This window comes from Achromobacter sp. RT286_PF (genome assembly GCF_059760425.1).
The window spans coordinates 156616-179160 of sequence record NZ_JCBAMR010000005.1; the positions used below are offsets into that span (position 1 = coordinate 156616).

Here is a 22545-nt window from a genome sequence, read left to right on the forward strand (position 1 = left end):
TTTATGCCGGCACGGCAACAACGTCCAGGACGCGGTCGATAGCCTGATCAGCGGTAACCCCTTCCGCCACCGCGTCGTACGACAGATGCAAGCGATGGCGCAGCACCGCGTGGGCCACCGCGCGCACGTCGTCCGGCGTGTTGAAGTCGGCATTCTCCAGCCACGCATGCACGCGGGCGGCCCGGTCCAGGGCAATAGCGCCGCGTGGGCTGGCGCCGACCTGAAGCCAGCGGCCCAGATCCGCGTCGTAGTCGGCCGGGCGCCGCGTGGCGTTCACCAGGTCCACCGTATATCGGTCCACCGCCGGGGGCACGTGTACCGCGGCCGCCTCTGCCCGGCAGGCGAACAACGTTTCCTGGGAAATGCGGGCGGTGTCGCTGCCATCGCTTTCAACGATGTCCCGCGGCGTGCCGCGCAGCAGTGCCAGCATCGCCATTTCATCCTCGGCGCCGGGATAGTCCAGCTTTATCTTCATCAGAAAGCGGTCCATCTGCGCCTCGGGTAACGGGTACGTACCCTCTTGCTCAATCGGATTTTGCGTGGCCAGCACCATGAACAGCGCGGGCATTTTCCGCGTGTTGCCGCCGACGGTGATCTGCCGTTCTTCCATCGCTTCCAGCAGCGCGGATTGCACCTTTGCCGGCGCGCGGTTGATTTCGTCGGCCAGGATAAGGTTGCCGAACAGCGGCCCGGCCTGGAAGGCGATGTGATTGCGCCCTTCGGCGTCCTGTTGCAGCACATCCGCGCCCGTGATGTCCGACGGCAGCAAGTCCGGCGTGAACTGGATGCGGCTCATGTCCGCGGCCAGACGGGTGGCCAAGGCCTTGACCATGCGCGTCTTTGCCAGCCCGGGCAGGCTTTCAAGCAACACATGACCGTCGGCCACCAACGCGATCAACATTTGGCGTATTACAGCTGCCTGCCCCAAGACCTCCCGAGAAATCGCCGCTTCCAACGCCAGAATTCCATCGCGCTGCGCCATGCTTGTCCCTATCGTCAAATGCAAACGGGTACGGCTTGCCAGGATTGCCCCGGCAAGGGTTCAACGGCTGGCGACTTGTCCCGGGCGGCTTTGCGCCTGCTTCCATTGTTCGACGGACATCACCGTGCGAAAGCCCAGGTGCGACATCCCGTTCATGGGATCGTTGCCGCGGCGCGCGCTGGCGCGGTAGCTGATGCAGTAGGTATCGCTGCACAGAAAAGAGCCGCCGCGCGTGACACGCTTGGGCGCGGAGGCCGGCACATTGCCGTCGTCGGGGTCGAAGCTGTCGGCGGGTCCGGCGGGATCTTGTGGCGGCTGCCGGTATTGCGCCTGGATGCGGAATGCGTCGGCGCGATACCAGTCGGCCGTCCACTGCCAGACGTTCCCCGCCATGTCATAAAGGCCGTATGCGTTCGGCGGGAACGAGCCCACCGGCGTCGTGCCAACCTGGATCTTTTCATCCTTGACGACCGGGAATGGCTGCTGTTGCTGCGTGTCCCAGATGTTGGCCATGGGTTTGCCGTTGGGACTCAGTTCATTGCCCCAGGCATAGGTGGCCTGCTCCAGGCCGCCGCGCGCGGCGAACTCCCATTCCGCCTCGGTGGGCAGGCGCTTGCCGGCCCACTTGGCATACGCCAGCGCATCCTCGTACGACACCTGGACCACCGGGTGGTCGTCCTTGCCGTCGATGTTGCTGCCCGGGCCTTGCGGTTGGCGCCAGCTGGCGCCGGGCACAAAGCGCCACCAGCGACTGTAGTCGCGCAACGACACTTCGGCTTCGGTTCCTACAAAAACCATGGCGCCGGGCACAAGCTGACTGTCGTCGGGTCGCGGCGTGCCCGGGGGCAACTGGACTTTCAGGTCTTCCCATTTGGGCTTTTGCTCGGCCGTCGTCACGTAGCCGGTGGCCTGGACGAATCGGCGAAATTCCGCATTGGTGACGTCATGCGTGTCCATCCAAAAGCCGCTTACCCGAACGCTATGCGGGGGCAGTTCGTTCGGTTGCGACAGCTTGTGGTTGTTGCCCATGAGAAATTGGGCAGGCGGAATCCAGGCCATGCCGGTCGGCCCCTGCTTGCCGTCGCCTAGCGTGGCAACCACGGCCGCCGGCTTTGGCGTGACGCCTACACCCGCGACATAGGCGCCCAGCGCACTGGCGCCAAGGAGGACACCGGCTATTGTCAATCCGACTTTCAGTTGCGGCTTCACGTGTCCTCCGTACTGCTATGGATACGAAACACTGGTGCGGAATTATTTAATAATCCATTATCTTTTGCCGGATGTCGAGAATTTCACCAAAGGGAAAACACCAGACGAGTGATACAAAAAGTGAATACACCCGTCTCTAAACCAGGATGACTACAACAATGTGAATAGCAGTTTTGACAGTGTGCTTTTCAGCGGCCATTGCATCGAGATCAGCAGCAACATCGGCAATGCCGCGGGCGCCAGAATCTTTATCAAGACGGACTTATTAACGATTGCCCCCCGCATTGCCGCAACCGCCTGGTAAATGGCCTGCACGTCAGCCACCGGCCCAAGCTCAGGCGCATTCAGCATGGGATAGTCGGGCACGTCTTTCTTCTCGATCCATTTTTCGTGAACCGCCCGCCCGTGCTGGGTCACAAACGCGCCGTAGTCCAGAAGCGCCTGTCTTTTGACGCGCAGCAACAACGGCGTAAACACCAGCAGCGGGGCAAGGCCGACCAGGGTCAGGACCACCAGCAACGCAGCGATCTGGCCGTAGAGCGAGGGAACCGTCACGCCGTGATAAAGGACTTCGTGCGCCCAGACTCCCCCAACGACCGCCGAGACGGACAGCAGAAAGGGGCCGTAGACCACCGGTAGCCGAGTCAGGAACCCCAGGCCGCCCAGGCGATCCGGATGGCTGGGAACCAATTTCAATGGCAGGGCCGCGATCCTGTACAGAAGCAAGCCCAGCAGCATCAGCCGCCAGACCCAGGCAAGCAACAAGATCGAGAAAATAGGCCGCGTCACCAGCAACAGCCACCAGACGCCAAAATTCAGGCTTGGACTGCCCGAATCCGCCCAGCGGATTTCGTCGCCGTTGGGCGCGACAAACAGCACGGCCACCCAGGTTGCGACAAACACCGCGATGACGATCCAGGGCGAAATCCGGTTGCGTAAATTCAGCACGCTGAGCAGCACGTGGTCAAACTGGGCGGCCAATTCACCGTCCACAAGTCCGGACTGCTTGAACTCGCGCAACCCTAGTGGAATCAATTTCTGTGCGATGCCCTCGGCCAGCACCAGCAGCGGGATGGCGACCAGGCAGCGCACGTGGATGCCGATGTGGCCAAGCAAGGGCTCGTTATTGCCCAGGGGCTCGATGGCTGTGCCCGCAAGCCAGGCCGCGATCACCAGCGGAAGCCACGCGATCAGTGCATAGGCCACGGCGCGCCGCATGAAGCCATCGCCGCTGGCGGGGATCAAGCCCAATCTGCGCTGAAGGCGATAGAAAAAGTCGTCACGTACAAGCGAAAACCGATCGACCGCGCCGGCCGCCTCCCGCTGATCCATTTGCTGCCGATCCATTCCGACTCCCGTAAAACACTGACTGCGGCGTCGACCCGTAAAACGCGTCGTTGATTACCGCAACGTTCGGCCCTTCGAGGAAAAATGAATCGCCCAAATGCTGACTCGGGCGCCGCACGAATATCGCACGCGTGCCGTCGGCTTTGCAAGGCGCGGATACACACGTCCGCGTCTCGTCGCATATAAAAATTAGTATTTTGCCGGACGTTTTTTGTGTAGGCTAGATCGCTGAATTCCGAAGTTGCGTGACTTTGCTGCCTGACAGGACCCCGTGTTGTACGCCGGTTCGCCCATTTGAATGTATGGAGATGTCGTCATCATGAAGCTCACTAGCACTGCGAATGCCCCCTCGTTGGCCCATTACCCCCCCAAGAAGCAAATGAAGGGCAGTCGCCTGGCTTCCGCCGCGTTGGCGACATTATTTCTTGCAACTTCTACCTCTGCCTGGACGCAACAGGCGCCAAAGCCCGCCGAGGACGCAACCAAACAAGCCAATGCCGCGCTTCTGAAAGCGTTGCCATTTTCGGACAAGACGTCTTTTGAACTGGCGCACAAAGGCTTCATCGCCCCGCTGCCCGAGGCCATCATCAAAGGCGCCCAGGGTAATGTGGTGTGGGACCCCACCAAATACAACTTCATCAAGGAAGGCTCGGACGCGCCGGATACCGTCAACCCCAGCCTGTGGAGGCAGTCGCAGCTGCTGAATATTTCGGGTTTGTTCCAGGTGACGGACGGCATCTACCAGGTGCGCAACCTGGACCTGTCCAACATGACGATCGTGGAAGGCAAGGACGGGCTGACGATCATGGACCCGTTGATTTCCACCGAGACGGCCAAGGCGGCGTTGGACCTGTACTACCAGCATCGCCCCAAAAAACCCGTGGTCGCGGTGATCTACACCCACAGCCACGTCGACCACTATGGCGGCGTGCGCGGCGTTGTGGACGAAGCCGACGTGAAGTCGGGCAAGGTCAAGATCTATGCCCCACTGGGCTTTCTGGAACATGCCGTGGCCGAGAACGTGATGGCCGGCACCGCCATGAGCCGGCGCGCCAGCTATATGTATGGCAACCTGCTGCCGCCCAGCACAACGGGCCAGGTGGGCGCGGGCCTGGGCACCACCACGTCGGCGGGTACGGTGACCTTGATTCCTCCCACGGACATCATCGAAAAAACGGGCGAAACGCGCACCATCGACGGCTTGACGTATCAGTTCCTGTACGCCCCGGGCAGCGAGGCGCCCGCCGAAATGCTGTATTACATCAAGGAAAAAAAGGCGCTGAATACGGCCGAGGATTCCACCCACACTTTGCACAACACCTATTCGCTGCGCGGCGCCAAGATTCGTGACCCGCTGGCGTGGTCCAAGTACCTGAACGAAGCCTTGGCCATGTGGGGCGACGACGTCGAAGTCATGTACGCCATGCACCATTGGCCGGTGTGGGGCAAGAAAGAGGTGCAGGAACAGTTGGCCACGCAGCGCGACATGTACCGGTACATCAACGATGAAACCTTGCGGCTGGCCAACATGGGCTACAACAAGGAAGAAATCGCCGAGCAGGTCAAGCTGCCCAAGGCTATCGCCGAGAAGTTCTCCAACCGGGGTTATTACGGCTCGTTGAACCACAACGTGCGCGCGACCTACGTGCTGTACCTGGGCTGGTTCAACGGCAACCCGGCCACGTTGCATACCCTGCCCATCGAAGAAGGCGCAAAGCGCTATGTCGACATGATGGGCGGCACGGACGCGCTGCTGAAGAAGGCTCGCGAGTATTACGCCAAGGGCGACTACCGCTGGGTGGCCGAAGTGGTGAACTACGCAGTGTTTGCCGACCCGAAAAACCAGGCGGCGCGCGACTTGCAAGCCGACGCCCTGGAGCAGATGGGATATCAGGCGGAAAGCGGCCCGTGGCGCAACTTCTACCTGACCGGCGCCAAGGAGTTGCGCGAAGGCGTAAAGAAGTTGCCTGTGCCTGACACCGCCAGCCCCGATACCGTGCGCGCCATGACGCTGGACATGCTGTTCGACTATTTCGCGGTCCGCTTGAACCGTGACAAGGCCGCTGGCAAACACGTCGTGCTGAACGTGGACTTCACCGACACCAAGCAGCAGTACACGCTTGAGATGGTGAACAGCGTGCTCAACCACACGGAAGGCAAACTGGCCAAGGAACCCAGCGCCAGCGTCTCGCTGACCCGGAACACGCTGAACGACATCATGCTCAAGCAGACCACGCTGAAGGATGCGCTTGCCAAGGGCGACGTCAAGGTCACCGGAGACCAGGCGAAGCTGGACGATGTCTTCGGGTCGTTGGATGACTTCGAATTCTGGTTCAACATTGTGACGCCGTAAGTTCTGCTGCCACCGCGCGAAAGAGGCCGACGCGAATGCGTCGGCCTCTTTGTTTTTGCCGCTCTCTTTCGCATCCGCATCGCGCCCTGCCACGCGTTGACAATGCTTGACTGTTGAACGCTGGCGACACAATGCGACACACTGTAATCTTTTCAAACACGTACGCGGTACGAGAGACCGGAACGCGATAGCCGGACCGGCCCGGCGCCTGCGCACGCCCCTATTCCACGGCCTTATCTGTCTATGCCTGCAACTCTGCTCGAATGGTCCGTGCCCGCGGCGATCCTGTTGTGCGCCATCGGACTGTGCGCCGCGCGCTTGGCAGGCTTGAACACCCTGCGATGGGGTTATGCGCTTGCCTGCCTGGGTACCGGTTACGCCGTCATGCTGGTGCAGGCCAATGCGCTTTCTCCTTATAAACAAGTCGTCGAGGACGCATTCATTCTGGGAGGCGTCATATTGGCCTGCCGCGCACTGCAAGCCCGCCATCGCACGCAAACCCCTTGCTACTTCGATATTGCAGTCCTGGCCGCTTCGACGGCAATGGTGCTGGTGTCGGTGGTGTTGTTTGCCAGTGCAAAGCTGGAGACGTTTTTTGTCCAGGCCTGTTGCGCCCTTGTGATCTGGCGGACCGCGCTGTCTTTTGCCAGGCAGGTTGCAAGCACATCGGACAAGGTCCTGGTCGCAGCGTTTCTGTTTATCGCGCTGGTGTTAACGGGACAGTGCATCTTGTACCTGGCCGCCACAACGCCGCTTCTGGCAGCGGGAGAATGGAGAACGTCCGTCTGGGGGACATTGATTCAATACACCGGGCTACTTGGAAGCATCGTCCTGACCTTCGCGGTGTTTATCGCAACCAGTCGCGATGCCATAGACAAATATCGCCGCCAGGCACACACCGACGCGTTGACCGGGCTGCTGAACCGACAGGGACTCGGCAACTTTCTTGCCCCCGATTCCGGCCGCCCCTGCCCGGACGGCGCAACGCCGACCGCGCTGATCATGGCCGACATCGATAATTTCAAACGCATCAACGATGTGTTCGGCCACCCATTTGGCGACATGGTACTGGCGCGCTTTGGTGCCCTGCTGCGCCGCGCGGAAAACGCCCGCACGTGCGCGGCTCGCTTGGGAGGCGAAGAATTCCTGTTGATGCTGCCGGCCGAAAATCTGGAAAGCGCGACGGCAATCGCCGAGCGAATCCGCGCGGATTTCGTCGCGCAGCGCTGGGCGCCGCACGCCCCTGACTCGCGCTTTACGGCCAGCATGGGAGTGACCCTGCTGCAAGCGGAAGAGCCTTTTTCCAGCGCATTGAAGCGCGCGGACGACTTGCTCTACGCGGCCAAACGACGAGGACGAAACTGCACGGTTTCAAGTGATGCACCCGGCGCGACCGTATATGCCCGATCCCCGTTCGGCAACAGGGTTCGCAGGAAAAGTGCCGCGCGAGAACATGAGTCTCGCAGTGCCCGCCGTGGGTAATCACCTATTAAGAAAGACGGCCCGCGTGCCGTATTGCCAGTGTGTCTTTGCCATCCACCTTGGGGAGAAGTTATCTTGGTCGACAAGAATTGCAATGTCGCGGGGCGGTCAAAATGGATCATCCTGTTTGCATGCGCGACTAACTTCGCAAGCCCCACGTACGCGCAGTCGGTAATCGGTACCACTTCAATGGCGGCGTGGGCACCCTGACCGGTCCAGGCGGATGCGATGCCAGCCTGGGCGATGTCTATATCGGCACCCGGACAGGCAGCACCGGCACATTGAATATTCTGAACGGCGGCACGGCGCAAGGCGCTGCCGGCACCATCGGGTGGGCGAGCGGCAGCATCGGCACCGTGCTCGTTTCGGGCCGGGACTCTACCTGGAATCTGTCAGCAACCCGGCCGTTCGTCATCGGCGAGGGCGGCAAGGGCACGTTGCGCATCGACGATGGCGGCACCGTGCATAGCGGCCAAGGGACGATCGGTTGGGACGCCGGCAGCGAAGGCAGCGTGACGGTATCCGGCAAAGGATCCCTCTGGGACCCAGTCAACAATATCTACGTGGGCTTGGACGGCGTTGGCGAACTGAACGTGCTGGAGGGCGCCGCCGTGCGCACCGTCGGCTCGTCTCCGCCCGGCGCCGCCGCAACGGTTTACATCGGCACGAGAGCAGGCGCCGCTGGCACCGTGACCGTCTCAAGCACAACGGCCAATGTCTCGACGCTGAGCGCAAGCGACCGTATCGAAATCGGTTCGGCAGGCACGGGAACACTGACCATCGCCAAGGGCGGGCTGGCAGTCGCCAACAGCGACACGTGGCTGACCGTCGCCAACAGCGCAACCGGCACACTGAACCTCATCGGCGATGCCAGCGGCCGCGGCGTGCTTGAGACCGGCTCGGTCATCAAGGGCGCGGGCGACGCCACGTTCAACCTGGATGGCGGCGTCCTGCGCGCCAAGCGCGACAAGGCCAACTTCCTGAATGGTTTCCTGACGCAGGCAATCGGAAGCGAAGGCGCCTCGTTCGATACCAACGGCTACGAGGTCGGCGTGATGACCGCGTTTTCGGGAACATCCAGCCTGAACAAGCTGGGAGCGGGCAGGCTTACGCTGTCTGGCGATAGCAGCGCCTTCACGGGCACCACCGATGTCCGGGCCGGCACGCTGCAAGTCGATGGCGTGCTGGGCGGCCCGGTGAACGTTCTGCCGGCGGCACGGCTGACCGGCACGGGACGCGTCGGCGCAACCACCAACCAGGGCACTATCGCTCCGGGACCGCGCAGCGGCTTCGGCGTCCTGACGATTGCCGGTAACTACACGGCGCAAGGCGGCAACCTGGAGGTACGCACCCAACTCGGCGGCGATAGTTCACCAACCGATAAGTTGGTGGTGACCGGCGACACGGCGGGCGCCACACCGGTCACTGTCACGAACATGGGAGGCACCGGCGCGCTGACCCAACGGGGCATCCAGGTCGTGCAGGTCAACGGAATTTCGGCGGGGCAGTTCAACCTGGCTAATGGCGACTACGTCATCCAGGGGCGCCCTGCTCTCGTCGCCGGCGCCTATGGCTACGTGCTTCAACAGGACTCGGCCGACGGCGGCTGGTATCTGCGATCGTCCCTGACCGATCCCGGCACATCACCCATCGGCCCTGGCACCCCCGCCACCGCTCCCGGTACGCCACCGGTCGGCGGCGGATCCCCCGGCACTGCAACGCCCCTGCTTTATCAGCCCGGCGTGCCGGTCTATGAAGCCTACGCCAACACCCTGCTTAACTTGAGCCGGCTGCCTACCCTGCGCCAACGCGTCGGCAATCGTCTTTACGACTCGGCGGACGTGGGCCGCAATGGCGTCTGGAGCCGCGTGGAAAGCACGACCAGCAGGCTCAAGCCTTCCACGTCCACCACCGGCGCACGCCAGGACATCGATAGCTGGAAGGCGCAATTCGGCGTCGACCGTGTGCTGGCCGGGCAGGAACAGGGCGCGCGCTTGGTGGGCGGCATCGCGTTCAACTACGGCAAGGCCGACACGCACGTGTCCTCGGCGGTTGGCAACGGCACGATCGACACCACCGCCTACGGGCTGACGCCAACCTTGACCTGGTACGGCAAGGACGGCTTCTATGTCGACGCGCAGGCCCAGGCCACCTGGTTCGACAGCGATCTGAATTCGCGGCTGGCCGGCAAACTGAAGGGCGGCAACAAGGCCGACAGCTACGGGCTGGGTGTGGAAGCGGGCAAGGCATTCCAGCTAAACGAGCGACTGGCCCTGATTCCGCAGGCCCAGCTGACCTACGCATCGACCCGCTTCGACAGCTTCAATGACAAATTTGGCGCGCACGTTGAAAGCGACAAAGGCGACAGCCTGCTGGCCCGCCTCGGTGTGGCGCTGGACTACAAAAGCAATTGGCAAACGGGTGGCGTGAATCGGGAATCCAGCGTCTATGGCGTCGTCAACGTCAAACACGAACTGCTGGACGGAACCCGTGTGCGCGTGGCGGGCGTGCCCGCGTCCAACCGCATGGCGCGGACCTGGGGCGGCCTGGGCGCCGGCGCAAACTACGGTTGGGGCGATCGCTATGCGATCTACGGCCAGGTTGACGCCGACGCGGACTTCTCGGGCAGCTACATCGTCACCGCGACCGCGGGTTTCAGAATGACGTTTTAGCGGTTTCGACGCCCTGCCTGGCCATGCGCCGGAGCGCCTGCGGCGGTTGGCCGTAGACGCGCAGGAACGTGCGCCGCATGCGTTCCGTGTCGGTAAAACCCGCCCGCCGCGCCACGCTGTCGATGCTGTCGGCCCCCGCCTCAAGGTGCGCGCGCGCCGCCTCGGCCCGGATGCGCTCGACCGCCTTGGCGGGCGTCTCGCCCGTCTCTGCCTTAAAGCTGCGCAGAAATTGGCGCGGGCTGACGCAAGCCACCTCGGCCAGACGCTCCACGCTTAGCGCCGCGCCCAGATTGTTGCGGATGTGCTCCAGCACCGCGCGCATGCGTTCGCTATCGGGCGCCAGGTCCTGCAGCGCCGAGAACTGCGACTGTCCGCCCGAACGGCGGTGATAGACCACCATATCGCGAGCGGTGGCGGCCGCCACGTCGGCACCCAGATCAGCTTCGACCATCGCCAACGCAAGGTCTATGCCGGCAGTGATGCCCGCCGAGGTCCAGGTGTCGCCGTCGCGCACGTAGATGCGGTCGGCGTCGACACGCACGCCGGGATAGTCGCGCGCCAGCGAGGCGGCGTAGCGCCAGTGGGTGGTGGCGCGTAGCCCGTCGAGCAGGCCCGCGGCCGCCAGCACAAACGCCCCCGTGCAGACGCTGGCCAGGCGCCGGCCGGCCTGCCGCTGTTCGTGCAGATACCTGTGCAAGCCCGGGGTCACGGCCGCCGCGCGCGCGCCCTCACCGCCCGGCACCAGCAGCGTGCCGGCAGGCGCGTCGCGCCACGATTGCGTCATGACTTGCACGCCACAAGAACTGCGCACCAGTCCGCCGCGCTCGGACACGACGTGGACTGCATAGGCGGGACCCGCGACGGTCCGGGCCTGCTTGCCGGCCGTCTGGAACACGGCGGCGGGGCCGGACATATCCAGCAATTGAAAGTCGGGCACCAACAGAAAGACGACGTCGTGAGCCATGGCGTTTTTTGTGGGAATTATGTCATTTGCGCCAAAGTGTGCGCCGATAAAGTGACGCCTGTCAAACCTCAACCGCTCCGTCCGATCCGCCGCACTTTGCTCGGCACCCAGCCTCCTCATCATTGCCTTTCAACCCCGTCGACCCCCCCATGCCCGCCTCCCCCTCGCTCACGATTGGCCGTCGCAACGCTCGCATTCTGGCCGTGTGCCAGGGCCTGTTCGTCGCGGCCATTTCCATTGACCTGACGCTGACCGCGCTGACCGGCCACATGCTGGCTCCCAACAAAGCGTTGTCGACCCTGCCGTTTGCGCTGATCACGGTAGCCGGGGCCTTGGTCACCTGGTTTGCGTCGTTGCTGATGCAGCGCATCGGCCGGCGCAACGGGTTTGCATTGGGCGCCTTGGCCGGCGCGGCGGGCGGTGCGCTATCGGTGTGGGCGGTATTTCATGCCGACTTCTGGGTCTTTTGCGCCGGGACCGCGCTGGTCGGCGTGTTCCAGGCTTTTGCCCAGTACTACCGCCTGGCGGCGGCGGACGCGGTCGAGCCCGCCGCCAAGAGCCGCGCAATCTCGGTGGTGATGGCCGGCGGCGTCATCGCCGCCATTGCCGGCCCCGCACTGGCCGCCTGGAGCCGCGACCTGTTCGCGCCGGTCACCTTCGCCGGCGCCTATCTGATGGTGACCCTGTTGGCGCTGCTGTCCGCCGCGCTGCTGTGGGGCGGCTATCGGGACGCCGAAGCGCCCGCCGCTGGCGGCGAAACGCAGGCGGGCCTGCCGGCACGCCCGCTGCGCGAGGTAGCACGCCAGCCCGTGTTCGTCGCCGCGCTGGCCAACAACGTGGTCGGGTCCGTTTCGATGATGTTCATCATGACCGCCGCACCGCTGGCCGCCGTGGCATGCAGCCACAGCATCGGCGACGGCGCCAACATCATGCAATGGCACCTGGTCGGCATGTACGCGCCCGCCTTCTTTGCCGGCACGCTGATCCAACGCTTCGGCCTGCCCCGGGTGCTGGGCGCGGGCATGCTGCTGAACGTCGCGTGTTCCTTGATCGCAATGACGTCTCCGGCGCTGCCCGCGTTCTATGCAGCGCTGTTCTGCCTGGGGGTGGGATGGAACTTCATGTTCGTCGGCGGGACCACGCTGCTGGCGCAATCCTACCGCCCGTCGGAACGCGCCCGCGCGCAAGGCGCCGCCGAGATGCTGCGCTATGCCGCGACCGCGTTGGCGACGTTGGCGGCCGGTCCGGCGCTGGACGCCTTCGGCTGGGAAGCGCTTAACGCGGCCATGCTGCCGGTGGTTCTGGCGGCGGGCGTGATGACGTGGTGGTGGGCGCGTGGGCAGGCGATGCCCCAAGCCTCAAGATGCGGGTGAACGGATCGCGCGCCCGCCAGTTTCCACGTCTTTCCCATGCAGAACGCGGGTCAGCATTTCCATTGAGTACGGCTTTTGCATGACCGGAAACGGGGCGACTGCCTGCCCACTGATGGCTTCGCTGTATCCGCTGGCAAGCACGATCCGTATATCGGGCCATTGCGCCCGGATACGGCGCCCCAGCTCAACACCGTTCATGCCAGGAAGGACCACGTCCAGAATCGCGATATCACAGGAACCGCTTTGCGCGGTCAGGTGCGACAGCGCGGCTTCCGCATCATGGACCCAGATCGCGTCCTGACCCATGTCCTTCAACATCGTATGCACCACATCGCCCACCATGCGATTGTCTTCGACCAGCAAGACGCGATTCCGCACCTGGGGATCGCGACACTGCTGATCGCTCTCATCGTGGGTTTTTGTCGTTGCCTCGAAGGCCGGCAGATAGAGCGTAAACGTGGTCCCCTGACCCACCTGGCTCTGGACTTCGACATCGCCGCCGGACTGCTGGACAAACCCTTGCACCTGGCTCAGGCCAAGACCCGAATTTTCGTGCTGGCCTTTGGTCGAGAAAAACGGTTCGAATATATGTTTGGCGACCTCGTCATCGATCCCGATGCCGGTGTCCTTGACCGCCACCGCAACCTGCGGCGCGTGCGCATTGGGACTGCGCCCCGGCGTCGGCGCACGATCTGCCTGGCGCGCGGAAATGGTCAGGCGACCGCCCGCGGGCATCGCGTCTCGCGCGTTGATCACCAGATTCAACAGCGCCGATTCAAACTGCGCCGGGTCTGCATAGACGGTCGTGTTTCCCGGACCCACCTCGTAGGACAAGGCGATGGACGACCCTACCGAGGCTTCAACCAACTGTCGAAGCGACGAAAGGCTGTCGCGCACGTCGAACACGTGCGGTTTAAGGGGCTGCTTTTTTCCATATGCCAAGAGCTGGCGCGTAAGTTGCGCCGCCTTCTCCGTCGTGTCGGAAATGATGCCGACATAACGCATCAAAGACGCCGGCATATCGCGTGATCTTTTCAGGAATTCGGCCGAGAACCGTATCGCCGTCAGAAAATTATTGAAGTCGTGGGCAACGCCGCCGGTCAGGCGTCCAATTGCTTCCATGCGATGCGCGTGATGCATGGCATCGCGCGCGGCCTGGAGTTCTTCGCGGTGCCTCTTCTGCTCGGTCACGTCGCGCGTGATCTTCGCGAAGCCCACGTGCCGCCCCTTGTCATCATGGACCGGATCGATGACGACGCTACACCAGAAGCGCGTCCCGTCTTTTCGCATCCGCCAGCCTTCCGCCTCGAAGCGCCCTTCCTTTCTGGCCGTCTCCAACGCACGTTCTGGCACCCCCGCAGCGCGGTCTTGCTCGGTATAAAACACCGAGAAGTGCTGACCGAGTATTTCGCCTTCTTTGTATCCCTTGAATCGCTCGGCGCCAGGGTTCCAACTGCTGACCCGCCCCTCTGCGTCAAGGAGATATATCGCGTAGTCCATCACGGCATCTACCAGAAGCCGATACCGGTCTTGCTCCGGAAAGTCTGCGGGTGACTGTTTCATGCTGATTCAAAATGGTCGTAAATTTGACGGCATTCCCGCGCGGGGCTGCCGTCTTGGCGCTGTAGTTTCGTGATCGTACGCGCTGACCGCCCGATCGAAAACGGGGACAACCCCGACGCCCATTTCAACGCAATTCAAAGCCGCCTTATGACTTAGCCCTGTCGACCTGATACATGACTTCAGCCCCGTGCCTGGGTATGTCGATGATCTAGCATTACTGCCGGCCCTCATTGGCTTGAGCATCAAGCGCTTGCCGGCCGACGCGCGCGGTTCCCAGCGGCCCCAGCTGCGCGTATCGCGCTACGCCGTGGCGACGATGCCCGCATCGTGCAGGCGGCCGATGGCGCCACTGTCCAGGCCCAGCAGTTCGTGCAGCACCACATCGGTATGCGCTCCCAGGCACGGAGCGGGCGGGGTCGGGGTGCGGTCAAGGCCTGCCACGCGGGCGGCGGCGCCGGCGCTCCAGTATTCTCCGATGCCCTCCGTGGACATGCGCTCAAAGACGGGATTGGCCGCGCCGACGCGCGGGTCGCGCTCCAGCAACTCGCCCACGGTGCTGTAGCGGCCCCAGCACACCTTGTGCTGCGTCAACGCGGCCTCGGCCTGCGCTGCGGTGCGTACCGCAAACCAAGGCTCTACCAGGCCGGCGATTGCGTCGCGGCCTTCGAAGCGCTGCGCCTCATCGCGAAAATCCAGACCCAGGCGGCTTTCGGCTGCGCTGATCGCGTCGGCGATATCGCAGCATTGAACCAGCGCATTCCACTGACCGGCCGATATGGCGGCCACCATGATGCGCACGCCATCCGCCGTCGAAAAATCACGTCCGAAGGCGCCGTACAGGTGATTGCCGATGGACGGGCGTTCCTGTTTCAGCAGTTCTGCCTCGGCCAGCACGCCCAGGTGCGACAACATCGAGAACGCGACGTCTGACAGCGCCAGCTTGATCTCGGCGCCGCTGCCCGTGGCCGTGCGACGGTTCAGCGCAGCCGTAATGGCGAATGCGGCCTGGTAGGCGCAGGCAATGTCCCAGGCGGGCAGCACGTGGTTGACCGGCCGGTCGATGGACCCACCGCCCGTGACGGCGGGATAGCCGGTGGCGCAATTGACGGTGTAGTCCACGGCGGTGCTGCCATCGGCATTGCCCTGGATGGTGCAGCTGATCAGATCCGCGCGCCGGGCCGCAAGCACGTCATGAGCCAGCCAGGGCGCGGCCACGTTCGTCAGCAATACGCCGGCTTGCGGGCCGGGCGCGGTGGCCAACGCCTGGACCAGTTCACGGCCTTCGGGCTTGCGCAGATTGATGGCGATGGATCGCTTGCCTTTGTTCAGCGCGGTCCAGTACAGGCTGCGGCCATTGCCGTCGGCCTGCGGCATGCGCGGCATTCGGCCGTAGTCGATGCCGCCGCCGATCATGTCCACGCGTATGACGTCGGCGCCGAATTGCGCCAGGGTCAGGCCAGCCAGCGGCGCGGCGATGAAGGCCGAGCTTTCGATGACGCGGACCCCGCCAAGGAAGGAATAGGTCATCGGATCAGGCCCTCTCGAACACGGCCGCCATGCCCTGGCCGCCGCCTATGCACATGGTTTCGAGCCCATAGCGTTCGCCACGGCGCGACAGTTCGTGCAACAACGACGTCATGATGCGCACGCCGGTCGCGCCCACGGGGTGGCCCAGCGAAATGCCGGAGCCGTTCACATTGAAGAGGCCGGGGTCATTCCAGCCCCAGCCCTTGGCGCAGGCCAGCGCCTGGCACGCAAAGGCTTCGTTCAATTCCACCAAGGCCATGTCGTCAAAGCCCAAGCCGTTGCGGGCAAACAGTTTCTGCACGGCGGGCACGGGCCCGATACCCATGTGCGAGGGCTCGCAACCGGCCGCCGCCCAGCTGTGCAAGTAGCCGATGGGTTCAAGTCCCAGCGCCTCAAGCTTGTCTTCGGCCACGATCAGGCAGGCCGCCGCCGCGTCGTTCTGCTGGCAGGCGTTGCCGGCCGTCACGATGCCGTCTTTCATGATGGGCGTAAGGCGTGCCAGCTGTTCCAGCGTCAAGTCGCCGCGGATGCCTTCATCGCGCGATACCACGATGGGCTCGCCCTTGCGTTGTGGCACGCGCACCGGCACCACTTCGTTTTCGAACTTGCCGGATTCCCAGGCGGCCAAGGCGCGCTGGTGGCTGCGCAGCGCAAAGGCGTCGGCCTCTTCGCGCGTGATTGCGTACTCGCGCGCCAGATTCTCGGCGGTTTCTATCATGCCGCTGATCGTGCCGAACCGCGAAACAGGCTGCGAGCGTTCGCGGCCGCGTTCCAGCCGATCGTGAAAGCGGACCGTGCCCGCGCGCTTGCCCCAACGCATATCGGTGGTGTAGTACTCGACGTTGCTCATGCTTTCCACGCCGCCGGCCATGACCACGTCGGCCACACCGGTTTGCACCATCATCGCGGCGGTGGCGATGGCTTGCAGGCCGCTGCCGCAACGCCGGTCCAGCTGCATGCCCGCAACCTCGACGGGAAAGCCCGCTTGCAAGGCGACCCAGCGGCCCGTGCAGGGCACTTCGCCGTTGGCGTATGAATGCGCGAACACCACATCTTCAATGCGGGCCGGGTCCAGCCCGGTGCGTTCGATGATGGCGCGGGCAACGGTGGCGCCCAGCTCTTCCACGGGTACGGGGCGCAACGCGCCTCCGAATGCGCCGATGGGCGTGCGTAGGGGGGATACGATAGCGGCGCGTTTCATGCGGCCTCCTGGAGATGAGATCGAATCGGATCGAAGCAATGTCTGCGCGGTGCGATTGCCGCGCGCAAGTCCGGCAAAGCGTGGGCGTCAGCCATGTTCATGTCCCTGCCGCGCATCATGCAGCGCGTCCGGGAACCGGGGCGTTTCCTTGGCTAGAAAGGCGCGCACACCCTCGCGGGCTTCCGCCGAGGTAAATGCGCGTTCGGATAACGGCAGCGCGCGCGCAATCGCGCCGGCTTCCGTGTCGTCCCAGCTGTAGCCGATGGCGGTCTTGCACAAAGACATTGCCAGTGGCGGCCGTGCCCCAAGGCCCCCCGCCAAGGCCAGGGCCTGGGCCTGCGCCTGGCCCGCCTGCGAAACCCGATTGACCAGGCCCCACGCCAGCGCCGTCGCGGCATCAATGGGCTCGCCCAGCAGCATCATTTCCTTGGCGCGCGTCACACCAATACGGCGGGTGACCCGTACCGGCCCACCACTGCCCGGAAACACGCCCAGCTTGATTTCAGGCAGCGCAAAACGCGCCGCCGGGTCCGCCACGATGAAATCGCAGCACACGGCAATTTCCAGGCCGCCGCCGAACGCCACGCCATGCACCGCGGCCACCGTGGGCTTGGGAAAGTCAGCCAGCCGCGCGAACACCCGGTGCTGAAGCTCCAGCTTTTCGGGGCCGATGCGTCCGGGCTGCATCAGGGGTTGGAATTCGGCAATGTCCGATCCCGCGCAAAACGCCCTGCCCGCGCCGGCGAGCACCACGGCGCGGACGCGGGGCTCCACGGCCAACGCGTCCAGCGCCTGGCCCAGCGCCACCGTCAAGCCTCGGAACACCACGTTCAGCGGCGGGTTGTCCAGCGTCAGCACCGCGACGCCGTCGTCGCGGATGTCGCAGCGGATGGGCATGTAATCAGCCATAGCGACCACCCGTGACGTGCAGCACCTCGCCCGTGATGAAGCTGGCCGGCTCCGACACCAGGAATGCCACGGCGTTGGCAATGTCCTCGGGCTTGCCCACGCGTTTGATCGGCTGCATCTGCACCGCGCGTTCCTTGATGGTGTCGTAGGTGGGCAGCGCCTGCACCATCTCGGTTTCCATGAAGCCAGGCGCCACGCAGTTCACCGTGATTCCATAGCGCCCTTCTTCGATGGCCAGCGCCTTGGCCATGCCGATCAGGCCTGCCTTGGCGGCCGAGTAATTCGCCTGCGTCGGGTTACCGAAATACGCGCGCGAACTGATATTGACGATGCGGCCCCAGCCTTGCTCGATCAAGTGCGGCATGACCGTCTTGCATGCCAAAAAGGCGCCTTTCAGCATGACTTCCATGACCAGGTCCCAATCCTGCTCGCTCATCTTGACCAGGTACTTGTCGCGCGGAAAACCCGCGTTGTTCACCAAGATGTGGACGCCGCCAAAGGTGGCGATGGTCTCGTCAACCAGGCGTTGCACGTCAGCCGCCTTGGTGATGTCGGCCACGATGCAATGCGCCTGCAAGCCGTCGGCGCGCAGCGCGGCGGCGGTGGCTTCGGCCTGCTCGGCCAGGACGTCGGTGATCACCACACGCGCGCCTTCAGCGGCCAGCTTGCGGGCGGTGGCCGCGCCCAGGCCCCGGGCGGAACCCGTGACGATGGCCACTTTGTCGTTGATCTGCAGATCCATAACGGTCTCTCTTTATGCAAGGTAAGGCGCGCGCGGCATCGCGTGCGCGCGGATTCAGTCGGACAAGTCGATGCGGCCGGAACCGAGCACGACGACGCGGCGTTCCATGGCGGTAGTGCGCAGCGAGACGACGCCACCGTCGCGCCACATCTCGGTGCGCAAGGTGTCGCCCGGCAACACCGGCGCGGTAAAGCGCACCCGCATGCCGCGCACGGCACCGGCGTCATAGCCCAGCAGCGCGCGCAGCACGGCGTGCATGGCCACGCCCATCGTGGCCAGCCCATGCAGGATGGGCCGCTCAAACCCCGCCGCGCGTGCCGTGGCCGGGTCCGCGTGCAAAGGGTTGGCGTCACCGTTCAGGCGATACAGCAGCGCGGCCTGCGGCAAGGTGGCCAGGTCGCAAACCGCGTCCGCAGCCCGGTCGGGCAATACATGCGCGGGCAGCGGCGCGCGGCCATGCGTTGCCCCCTGCGTTGCGCCGAACCCGCCGTCGCCGCGCAGCATCGTGGTCTGCGTCACCGTGGCCAGCAGCTCGCCGCTGGCGCCGTCGACGATGCGCCGGTCTTGCAGCATCAGCGCTCCTTTTTCGGCGCCCTTGTCGTGCAGGCCCACGATGCGGTTTTCGCCGACGATGTGGCCGCTGGCGCGCAAGGGGCGTTGGAGTTCGATGTGCTGTTCGGCGTGCACCAGCTTGCGCCAGGTAATTCCGGTGTCGGGCTGGTCTGCCCAGAATCCGAAGTAGCCCAGGATGTTCGCCAGCGTCGGCAAGGCGCAAAGCCCGCCCGGCGCGTGTTCGTACACATAGCGAAGCTGGCCGGCATCCAGCGGATCGGCGCCCAGGCCGCAACCCAGCGCATACAGCACGGTGTCGCATTCACGGTAGCGATGCGAACGCGGTTCGAACGGCCGGTTCAACAGGAGGTCGGGATTGATCGGCATGATGGCCACCTGATCAGAGCGTGCCCGGGCCGGGGCCAAGGACAACATCCGCGCGCGCATCCCCGTCGGCGGCCAGTTCGATTACCGCGTCCACGGCATAGGCCCCCTGCCCCGCGGGCAAGGCGATCACCGGGTTGAGGTCTATCGATTGCAGGCGCGGCCCGGCCTCGTGTGCGAAGTGCGACAAGCGCGACAGCATGATGGCCAGTGCCTTCACATCAGCAGGCGGCTTGCCGCGCGCGCCTTGCAGCAGCGGCGCCCCTTTGATGGACAGGATCATCTGTTCAGCGGTGTCGATGTCGAACGGGCAGCGACGCAGGACGACGTCCTTCATGATCTCGACGAAGATGCCGCCCAGTCCGAACATGGCCACCGGGCCAAAAACCGGGTCGCGCTGGGTGCCCAGGATGCACTCGACGCCACCCGACAATTGGCGCGCGACCAGCACGCCTTCAATGCGTGCATCGGGTGCCGCCGTTGCCGCACGCTCCAGCAACCGGGCATGGCCCGCTTGCACCGCTTGCGCGTTTGCAACGTCCAACAGCACGCCGCCGATTTCCGACTTGTGCAGAATGTCTGGCGACAGGATCTTCATGACGACGGGGTAGCCGATTTGTTCCGCCGCCGCGACCGCCGCCCGGGCATCGGCGCACACGCGCTCTTCGGCCACGGCGATGCCGGCCTGCGCCAGGATTTGCTTGGCCGTGGCTTCGCTGGGCGTGGCGTCGGGCAGCGGGATCGACACGGGCGTGGATGGCGTCTTCTGCCCAGCCGGCCGCGCAAACGCAGCGCCGAATCGTCCCATGGCTTCAATGGCGGCCACGGCGCGGGCGGGGTCTTCGTAGACCGAGAACCCGTCGTCTTCGTACTGTTGCACCCGATCGCGCGAGGCCAGAATGCACAGCACGAACAAGCGGTCCGGATGCCGCTCACGCACTGCGTTCAGCTGCGCGCGCAGGCCGTCGGCAATCGAAGCCGCCCCAACGGTGTAGGTGAAGAATCCAAGAATGGATTGATAGCCGCCCTCTTGGACCACGGCATCCGCGAAGCGGCCCGCAATGGATAGGTCGTTCATGAACTGTGCAGTGCAATCCACAGGATTGCGCGGCGCGCAGAACGGAATCAATTCCTTCAAATGCCGTTGCGCGGCGGCAGGCATTTGGGGCATGGGCAAACCACACAGCTCGGCCGCGTCCGACACGATCACGCCGGCGCCGCCGCTTACCGTGATGACGCCCAGGGAATTGTGCACGGGGTAAATGCGGCGCGTAGCCAGCCGCGCCACGTCCAGCATGTGTTCGGTGGACCGGGCGCGCACCACGCCGTGTTCAGCCAACACGGCGTCCGTCACGGCGTCGTTGCCGGCGATGGACGCGGTATGCGATTGGGCGGCCGCGCTGCCCACTTCACTGGTGCCCACCTTCATCATGACCACGGGCTTGCGGGCCAGCCGCGCGGCTTCCAATGCGGCCAACAAGCGCTGCCCGTCGCGGATGCCTTCGGAGTACACGGCGATGACGTCGGTGTCGGGATCATCGACAAATGCCTGCACCATGTCGCCCAGGCTGATGTCGCTTTCATTGCCGCTCATGACGCAGGCGGACACGCCGATGCCGTAGTCGCGCGCAAGGCCCAGGATGTGGCTGCCATAGGCCCCGGACTGGCTGGCGATTCCGACGCGGCCTGCTTTGGGAAAACCGCTTTCCACCACCGACGTAAAGCTGCCGTAGAACCCGATGCGAGGATTCAACACCCCCAAAGAGTTAGGCCCTAGCAAGCGCAGCCCGTAGCGGCGCGCGGCGGCGATCATGCGGTCTTGCAGCGCCGCGCCCTGCGCGTCGGCCTCGGCAAAACCGGCCGAAAATACGATGGCGACACGCGTGCCGCGCTTGCCCAGTTCCTCGACCACATCGGGCGCCAGCTTGGCGGCCACGGCCACGATGGCCAGGTCGGGCGTTTCCGGCAGGTCGGCCACGCTGGCATAGGCGGGGACGCCTTGAATCGTGGAACGCTTGGGGTTCACGGGCATCAGCCGGCCCTGGTAGCCCTGCTGGCGCATGTAGGCAATGGGGCGGCCGCCGATACGCAGCGCGTCGTCGGAAGCACCGATGATGGCGATGGATCGTGGATGGATCAAAGACGCCAGGGCGTGACGGTCAGACATGAAGGGACGACTCCGGATTGAATGGCGGGTCAGGCGGCCGCAATGATGGTGGCCGCCCGGCATGGCTTACTGGACGGTGGCGCCCGACGCTTGGACAACCGGCGCCCAGCGCTTGATCTCGGATGCGATCTGCTTGTCGAAATCGGCCGGCGTCGACCAACTGGCGGGGAAACCCTGCGCGTCCAGGCGGGCCTTGATGTCGGGGTCGGCCAGCACCTTCTTCAGTTCCGCGTTCAAGCGGTCGACGACGGGCTGCGGAGTTTTTGCGGGCGCCATCAGGCCATTCCAGACCTCCGCGTCGAACCCGGCCACGCCGGATTCCGCCACCGTGGGCACGTCGGGCAACAGAGGCGACCGCGCCGTTCCCGTGATCGCAATGGCCTTCAGGCGGCCGGACTGCACCTGCGGCAATGCCGAGAACATCAAGTCCAGAACGACTTGCGTATTGCCGGCCATCACGTCCGACATGGCTGGCGCGCTGCCATTGAACGGCACATGGGTCAGCTTGATGCCGGCCTTGCTGGCCAGTAGTTCGGTCGTCAGGTGGGTGGACGAACCATTGCCCGCGCTGGAAAAGAACATTGCGCCTGGCTCGGCTTTCGCGCGGGCGATCAGGTCCTGGATATTGTTGATGCCCAGCTTGGGGTTGACCATCACCAGCATGGGGCCGCTGGACAAGCGGCTCACGCCCATCAGGTCTTTCGTGATGTCGTAGCGCAGGTTCTTGTATAGCGACGGATGAATGGCGTGCCCGGTCGTAACCAGCAGCAGCGTGTAGCCGTCGGCCGGCGCCCTGGCCACGCTTTCGGCGCCGATGTTGCCCGACGCGCCTGCCTTGTTTTCGACGATGATCGGCTGCCCCAGTTGTTCGCCCAGCTTCTTGCCGACCAGGCGCACGACGATGTCGTTGGTGCCGCCGGGCGGATAGGGAACGATGATCTTGATGGGCTTGTCGGGGTAGTCCGCGGCCTGTGCGGCGGCATGTGCGGGGGCAAGCGGCAAGGCGGTGGCGGATAGCGCGGCAAAGCCTAATGCAATGGCGGCCGACACGCGGCGGGCGAGTTTCATAGGGTTGTCTCCAGGTGTTATGACCGCGCCGTCATGGACGGCGCAGGGGC

At 64.3% G+C, this 22545-nt stretch carries 17 protein-coding genes; 5 read left to right on the plus strand and 12 right to left on the minus strand.

Features of this window, described 5'->3' with window-relative positions:
- Position 1 precedes the first annotated feature (1 nt).
- From AC6LJY_RS06880 to AC6LJY_RS06890, 3 genes are all read right to left on the minus strand, one after another.
- Positions 2-982, minus strand: a complete 981-nt coding sequence (locus tag AC6LJY_RS06880) for an AAA family ATPase (RefSeq protein WP_498135579.1) — start codon at positions 980-982, stop codon at positions 2-4.
- 60 nt (positions 983-1042) lie between these two features.
- Positions 1043-2191, minus strand: coding sequence for an SUMF1/EgtB/PvdO family nonheme iron enzyme (locus AC6LJY_RS06885; RefSeq protein WP_314355807.1), 1149 nt, complete (start codon positions 2189-2191; stop codon positions 1043-1045).
- 150 nt (positions 2192-2341) lie between these two features.
- Complete coding sequence (locus AC6LJY_RS06890; protein WP_498135580.1) at positions 2342-3283, minus strand: hypothetical protein; 942 nt, start codon at positions 3281-3283, stop codon at positions 2342-2344.
- Between AC6LJY_RS06890 and AC6LJY_RS06895 the strand changes: the two genes are divergently transcribed.
- The 4 genes from AC6LJY_RS06895 (at position 3284) to AC6LJY_RS06910 (ending at position 10045) form a co-directional block, all read left to right on the plus strand.
- The gene (locus tag AC6LJY_RS06895) at positions 3284-3592 is read left to right on the plus strand and encodes a hypothetical protein (RefSeq protein WP_498135581.1); all 309 of its coding nucleotides are present in this window, start codon (positions 3284-3286) and stop codon (positions 3590-3592) included.
- Positions 3593-3917: 325 nt separating this feature from the next.
- Positions 3918-5891 (plus strand): alkyl/aryl-sulfatase, encoded by a 1974-nt coding sequence (locus AC6LJY_RS06900; protein ID WP_498135629.1) that lies wholly within the window; start codon positions 3918-3920, stop codon positions 5889-5891.
- A gap of 243 nt (positions 5892-6134) precedes the next feature.
- On the plus strand, positions 6135-7373 hold the full coding sequence (locus tag AC6LJY_RS06905) for a diguanylate cyclase (RefSeq protein ID WP_314355805.1): 1239 nt from the start codon (positions 6135-6137) through the stop codon (positions 7371-7373).
- A gap of 197 nt (positions 7374-7570) precedes the next feature.
- Positions 7571-10045 carry an autotransporter family protein gene (locus AC6LJY_RS06910; RefSeq protein WP_498135582.1) on the plus strand — a complete coding sequence of 825 codons (2475 nt, stop codon included), beginning with the start codon at positions 7571-7573 and terminating at the stop codon, positions 10043-10045.
- Here the strand turns inward: AC6LJY_RS06910 and AC6LJY_RS06915 are convergent.
- On the minus strand, positions 10029-11009 hold the full coding sequence (locus tag AC6LJY_RS06915) for a GlxA family transcriptional regulator (protein WP_498135583.1): 981 nt from the start codon (positions 11007-11009) through the stop codon (positions 10029-10031). The genes AC6LJY_RS06910 and AC6LJY_RS06915 overlap by 17 nt on opposite strands.
- 149 nt (positions 11010-11158) lie before the next feature.
- On the opposite strand from AC6LJY_RS06915, the gene AC6LJY_RS06920 reads away from it, so the two are divergent.
- Positions 11159-12382 carry an MFS transporter gene (locus AC6LJY_RS06920; RefSeq protein WP_498135584.1) on the plus strand — a complete coding sequence of 408 codons (1224 nt, stop codon included), beginning with the start codon at positions 11159-11161 and terminating at the stop codon, positions 12380-12382.
- Here the strand turns inward: AC6LJY_RS06920 and AC6LJY_RS06925 are convergent.
- The 8 genes from AC6LJY_RS06925 to AC6LJY_RS06960 all read right to left on the minus strand — a co-directional run bounded on the left by AC6LJY_RS06925 (position 12368) and on the right by AC6LJY_RS06960 (position 22495).
- Positions 12368-13945 carry a PAS domain-containing hybrid sensor histidine kinase/response regulator family protein gene (locus AC6LJY_RS06925; protein WP_498135585.1) on the minus strand — a complete coding sequence of 526 codons (1578 nt, stop codon included), beginning with the start codon at positions 13943-13945 and terminating at the stop codon, positions 12368-12370. The two genes, AC6LJY_RS06920 and AC6LJY_RS06925, sit on opposite strands and share 15 nt — an antisense overlap.
- Before the next feature lie 300 nt (positions 13946-14245).
- Positions 14246-15472, minus strand: a complete 1227-nt coding sequence (locus tag AC6LJY_RS06930; RefSeq protein WP_498135586.1) for a CoA transferase — start codon at positions 15470-15472, stop codon at positions 14246-14248.
- A gap of 4 nt (positions 15473-15476) precedes the next feature.
- Positions 15477-16673, minus strand: coding sequence for an acetyl-CoA C-acetyltransferase (locus AC6LJY_RS06935; protein WP_498135587.1), 1197 nt, complete (start codon positions 16671-16673; stop codon positions 15477-15479).
- An 87-nt stretch (positions 16674-16760) separates the two neighbouring features.
- Positions 16761-17582, minus strand: a complete 822-nt coding sequence (locus AC6LJY_RS06940) for an enoyl-CoA hydratase/isomerase family protein (protein ID WP_498135588.1) — start codon at positions 17580-17582, stop codon at positions 16761-16763.
- A complete protein-coding gene (gene fabG, locus AC6LJY_RS06945; RefSeq protein ID WP_314355798.1) occupies positions 17575-18324 on the minus strand; it encodes a 3-oxoacyl-ACP reductase FabG in 750 nt (249 codons plus the stop codon). Before fabG ends, AC6LJY_RS06940 begins: the two co-directional genes overlap by 8 nt.
- 54 nt (positions 18325-18378) lie before the next feature.
- Positions 18379-19263, minus strand: coding sequence for a MaoC/PaaZ C-terminal domain-containing protein (locus AC6LJY_RS06950; protein WP_120157509.1), 885 nt, complete (start codon positions 19261-19263; stop codon positions 18379-18381).
- Between the two features lie 13 nt (positions 19264-19276).
- Positions 19277-21427, minus strand: a complete 2151-nt coding sequence (locus tag AC6LJY_RS06955) for an acetate--CoA ligase family protein (RefSeq protein ID WP_498135589.1) — start codon at positions 21425-21427, stop codon at positions 19277-19279.
- Positions 21428-21493: 66 nt separating this feature from the next.
- Positions 21494-22495: a tripartite tricarboxylate transporter substrate-binding protein gene (locus AC6LJY_RS06960; RefSeq protein ID WP_314355795.1), complete on the minus strand. Its 1002-nt coding sequence runs from the start codon at positions 22493-22495 to the stop codon at positions 21494-21496.
- Between the last annotated feature and the right edge of the window lie 50 nt (positions 22496-22545).

What these genes read in the sequence shown, in the direction of transcription:
- AC6LJY_RS06880 (WP_498135579.1), bottom strand. Translation starts at nt 982, where the DNA reads ATGGCGCAGCGCGATGGAATTCTGGCGTTGGAAGCGGCGATTTCTCGG.
- AC6LJY_RS06900 (WP_498135629.1), top strand. Translation starts at nt 3,918, where the DNA reads ATGAAGGGCAGTCGCCTGGCTTCCGCCGCGTTGGCGACATTATTTCTT.
- AC6LJY_RS06905 (WP_314355805.1), top strand. Translation starts at nt 6,135, where the DNA reads ATGCCTGCAACTCTGCTCGAATGGTCCGTGCCCGCGGCGATCCTGTTG.
- AC6LJY_RS06915 (WP_498135583.1), bottom strand. Translation starts at nt 11,009, where the DNA reads ATGGCTCACGACGTCGTCTTTCTGTTGGTGCCCGACTTTCAATTGCTG.
- AC6LJY_RS06920 (WP_498135584.1), top strand. Translation starts at nt 11,159, where the DNA reads ATGCCCGCCTCCCCCTCGCTCACGATTGGCCGTCGCAACGCTCGCATT.
- AC6LJY_RS06925 (WP_498135585.1), bottom strand. Translation starts at nt 13,945, where the DNA reads ATGAAACAGTCACCCGCAGACTTTCCGGAGCAAGACCGGTATCGGCTT.
- AC6LJY_RS06930 (WP_498135586.1), bottom strand. Translation starts at nt 15,472, where the DNA reads ATGACCTATTCCTTCCTTGGCGGGGTCCGCGTCATCGAAAGCTCGGCC.
- AC6LJY_RS06935 (WP_498135587.1), bottom strand. Translation starts at nt 16,673, where the DNA reads ATGAAACGCGCCGCTATCGTATCCCCCCTACGCACGCCCATCGGCGCA.
- AC6LJY_RS06940 (WP_498135588.1), bottom strand. Translation starts at nt 17,582, where the DNA reads ATGGCTGATTACATGCCCATCCGCTGCGACATCCGCGACGACGGCGTC.
- fabG (WP_314355798.1), bottom strand. Translation starts at nt 18,324, where the DNA reads ATGGATCTGCAGATCAACGACAAAGTGGCCATCGTCACGGGTTCCGCC.
- AC6LJY_RS06950 (WP_120157509.1), bottom strand. Translation starts at nt 19,263, where the DNA reads ATGCCGATCAATCCCGACCTCCTGTTGAACCGGCCGTTCGAACCGCGT.
- AC6LJY_RS06955 (WP_498135589.1), bottom strand. Translation starts at nt 21,427, where the DNA reads ATGTCTGACCGTCACGCCCTGGCGTCTTTGATCCATCCACGATCCATC.
- AC6LJY_RS06960 (WP_314355795.1), bottom strand. Translation starts at nt 22,495, where the DNA reads ATGAAACTCGCCCGCCGCGTGTCGGCCGCCATTGCATTAGGCTTTGCC.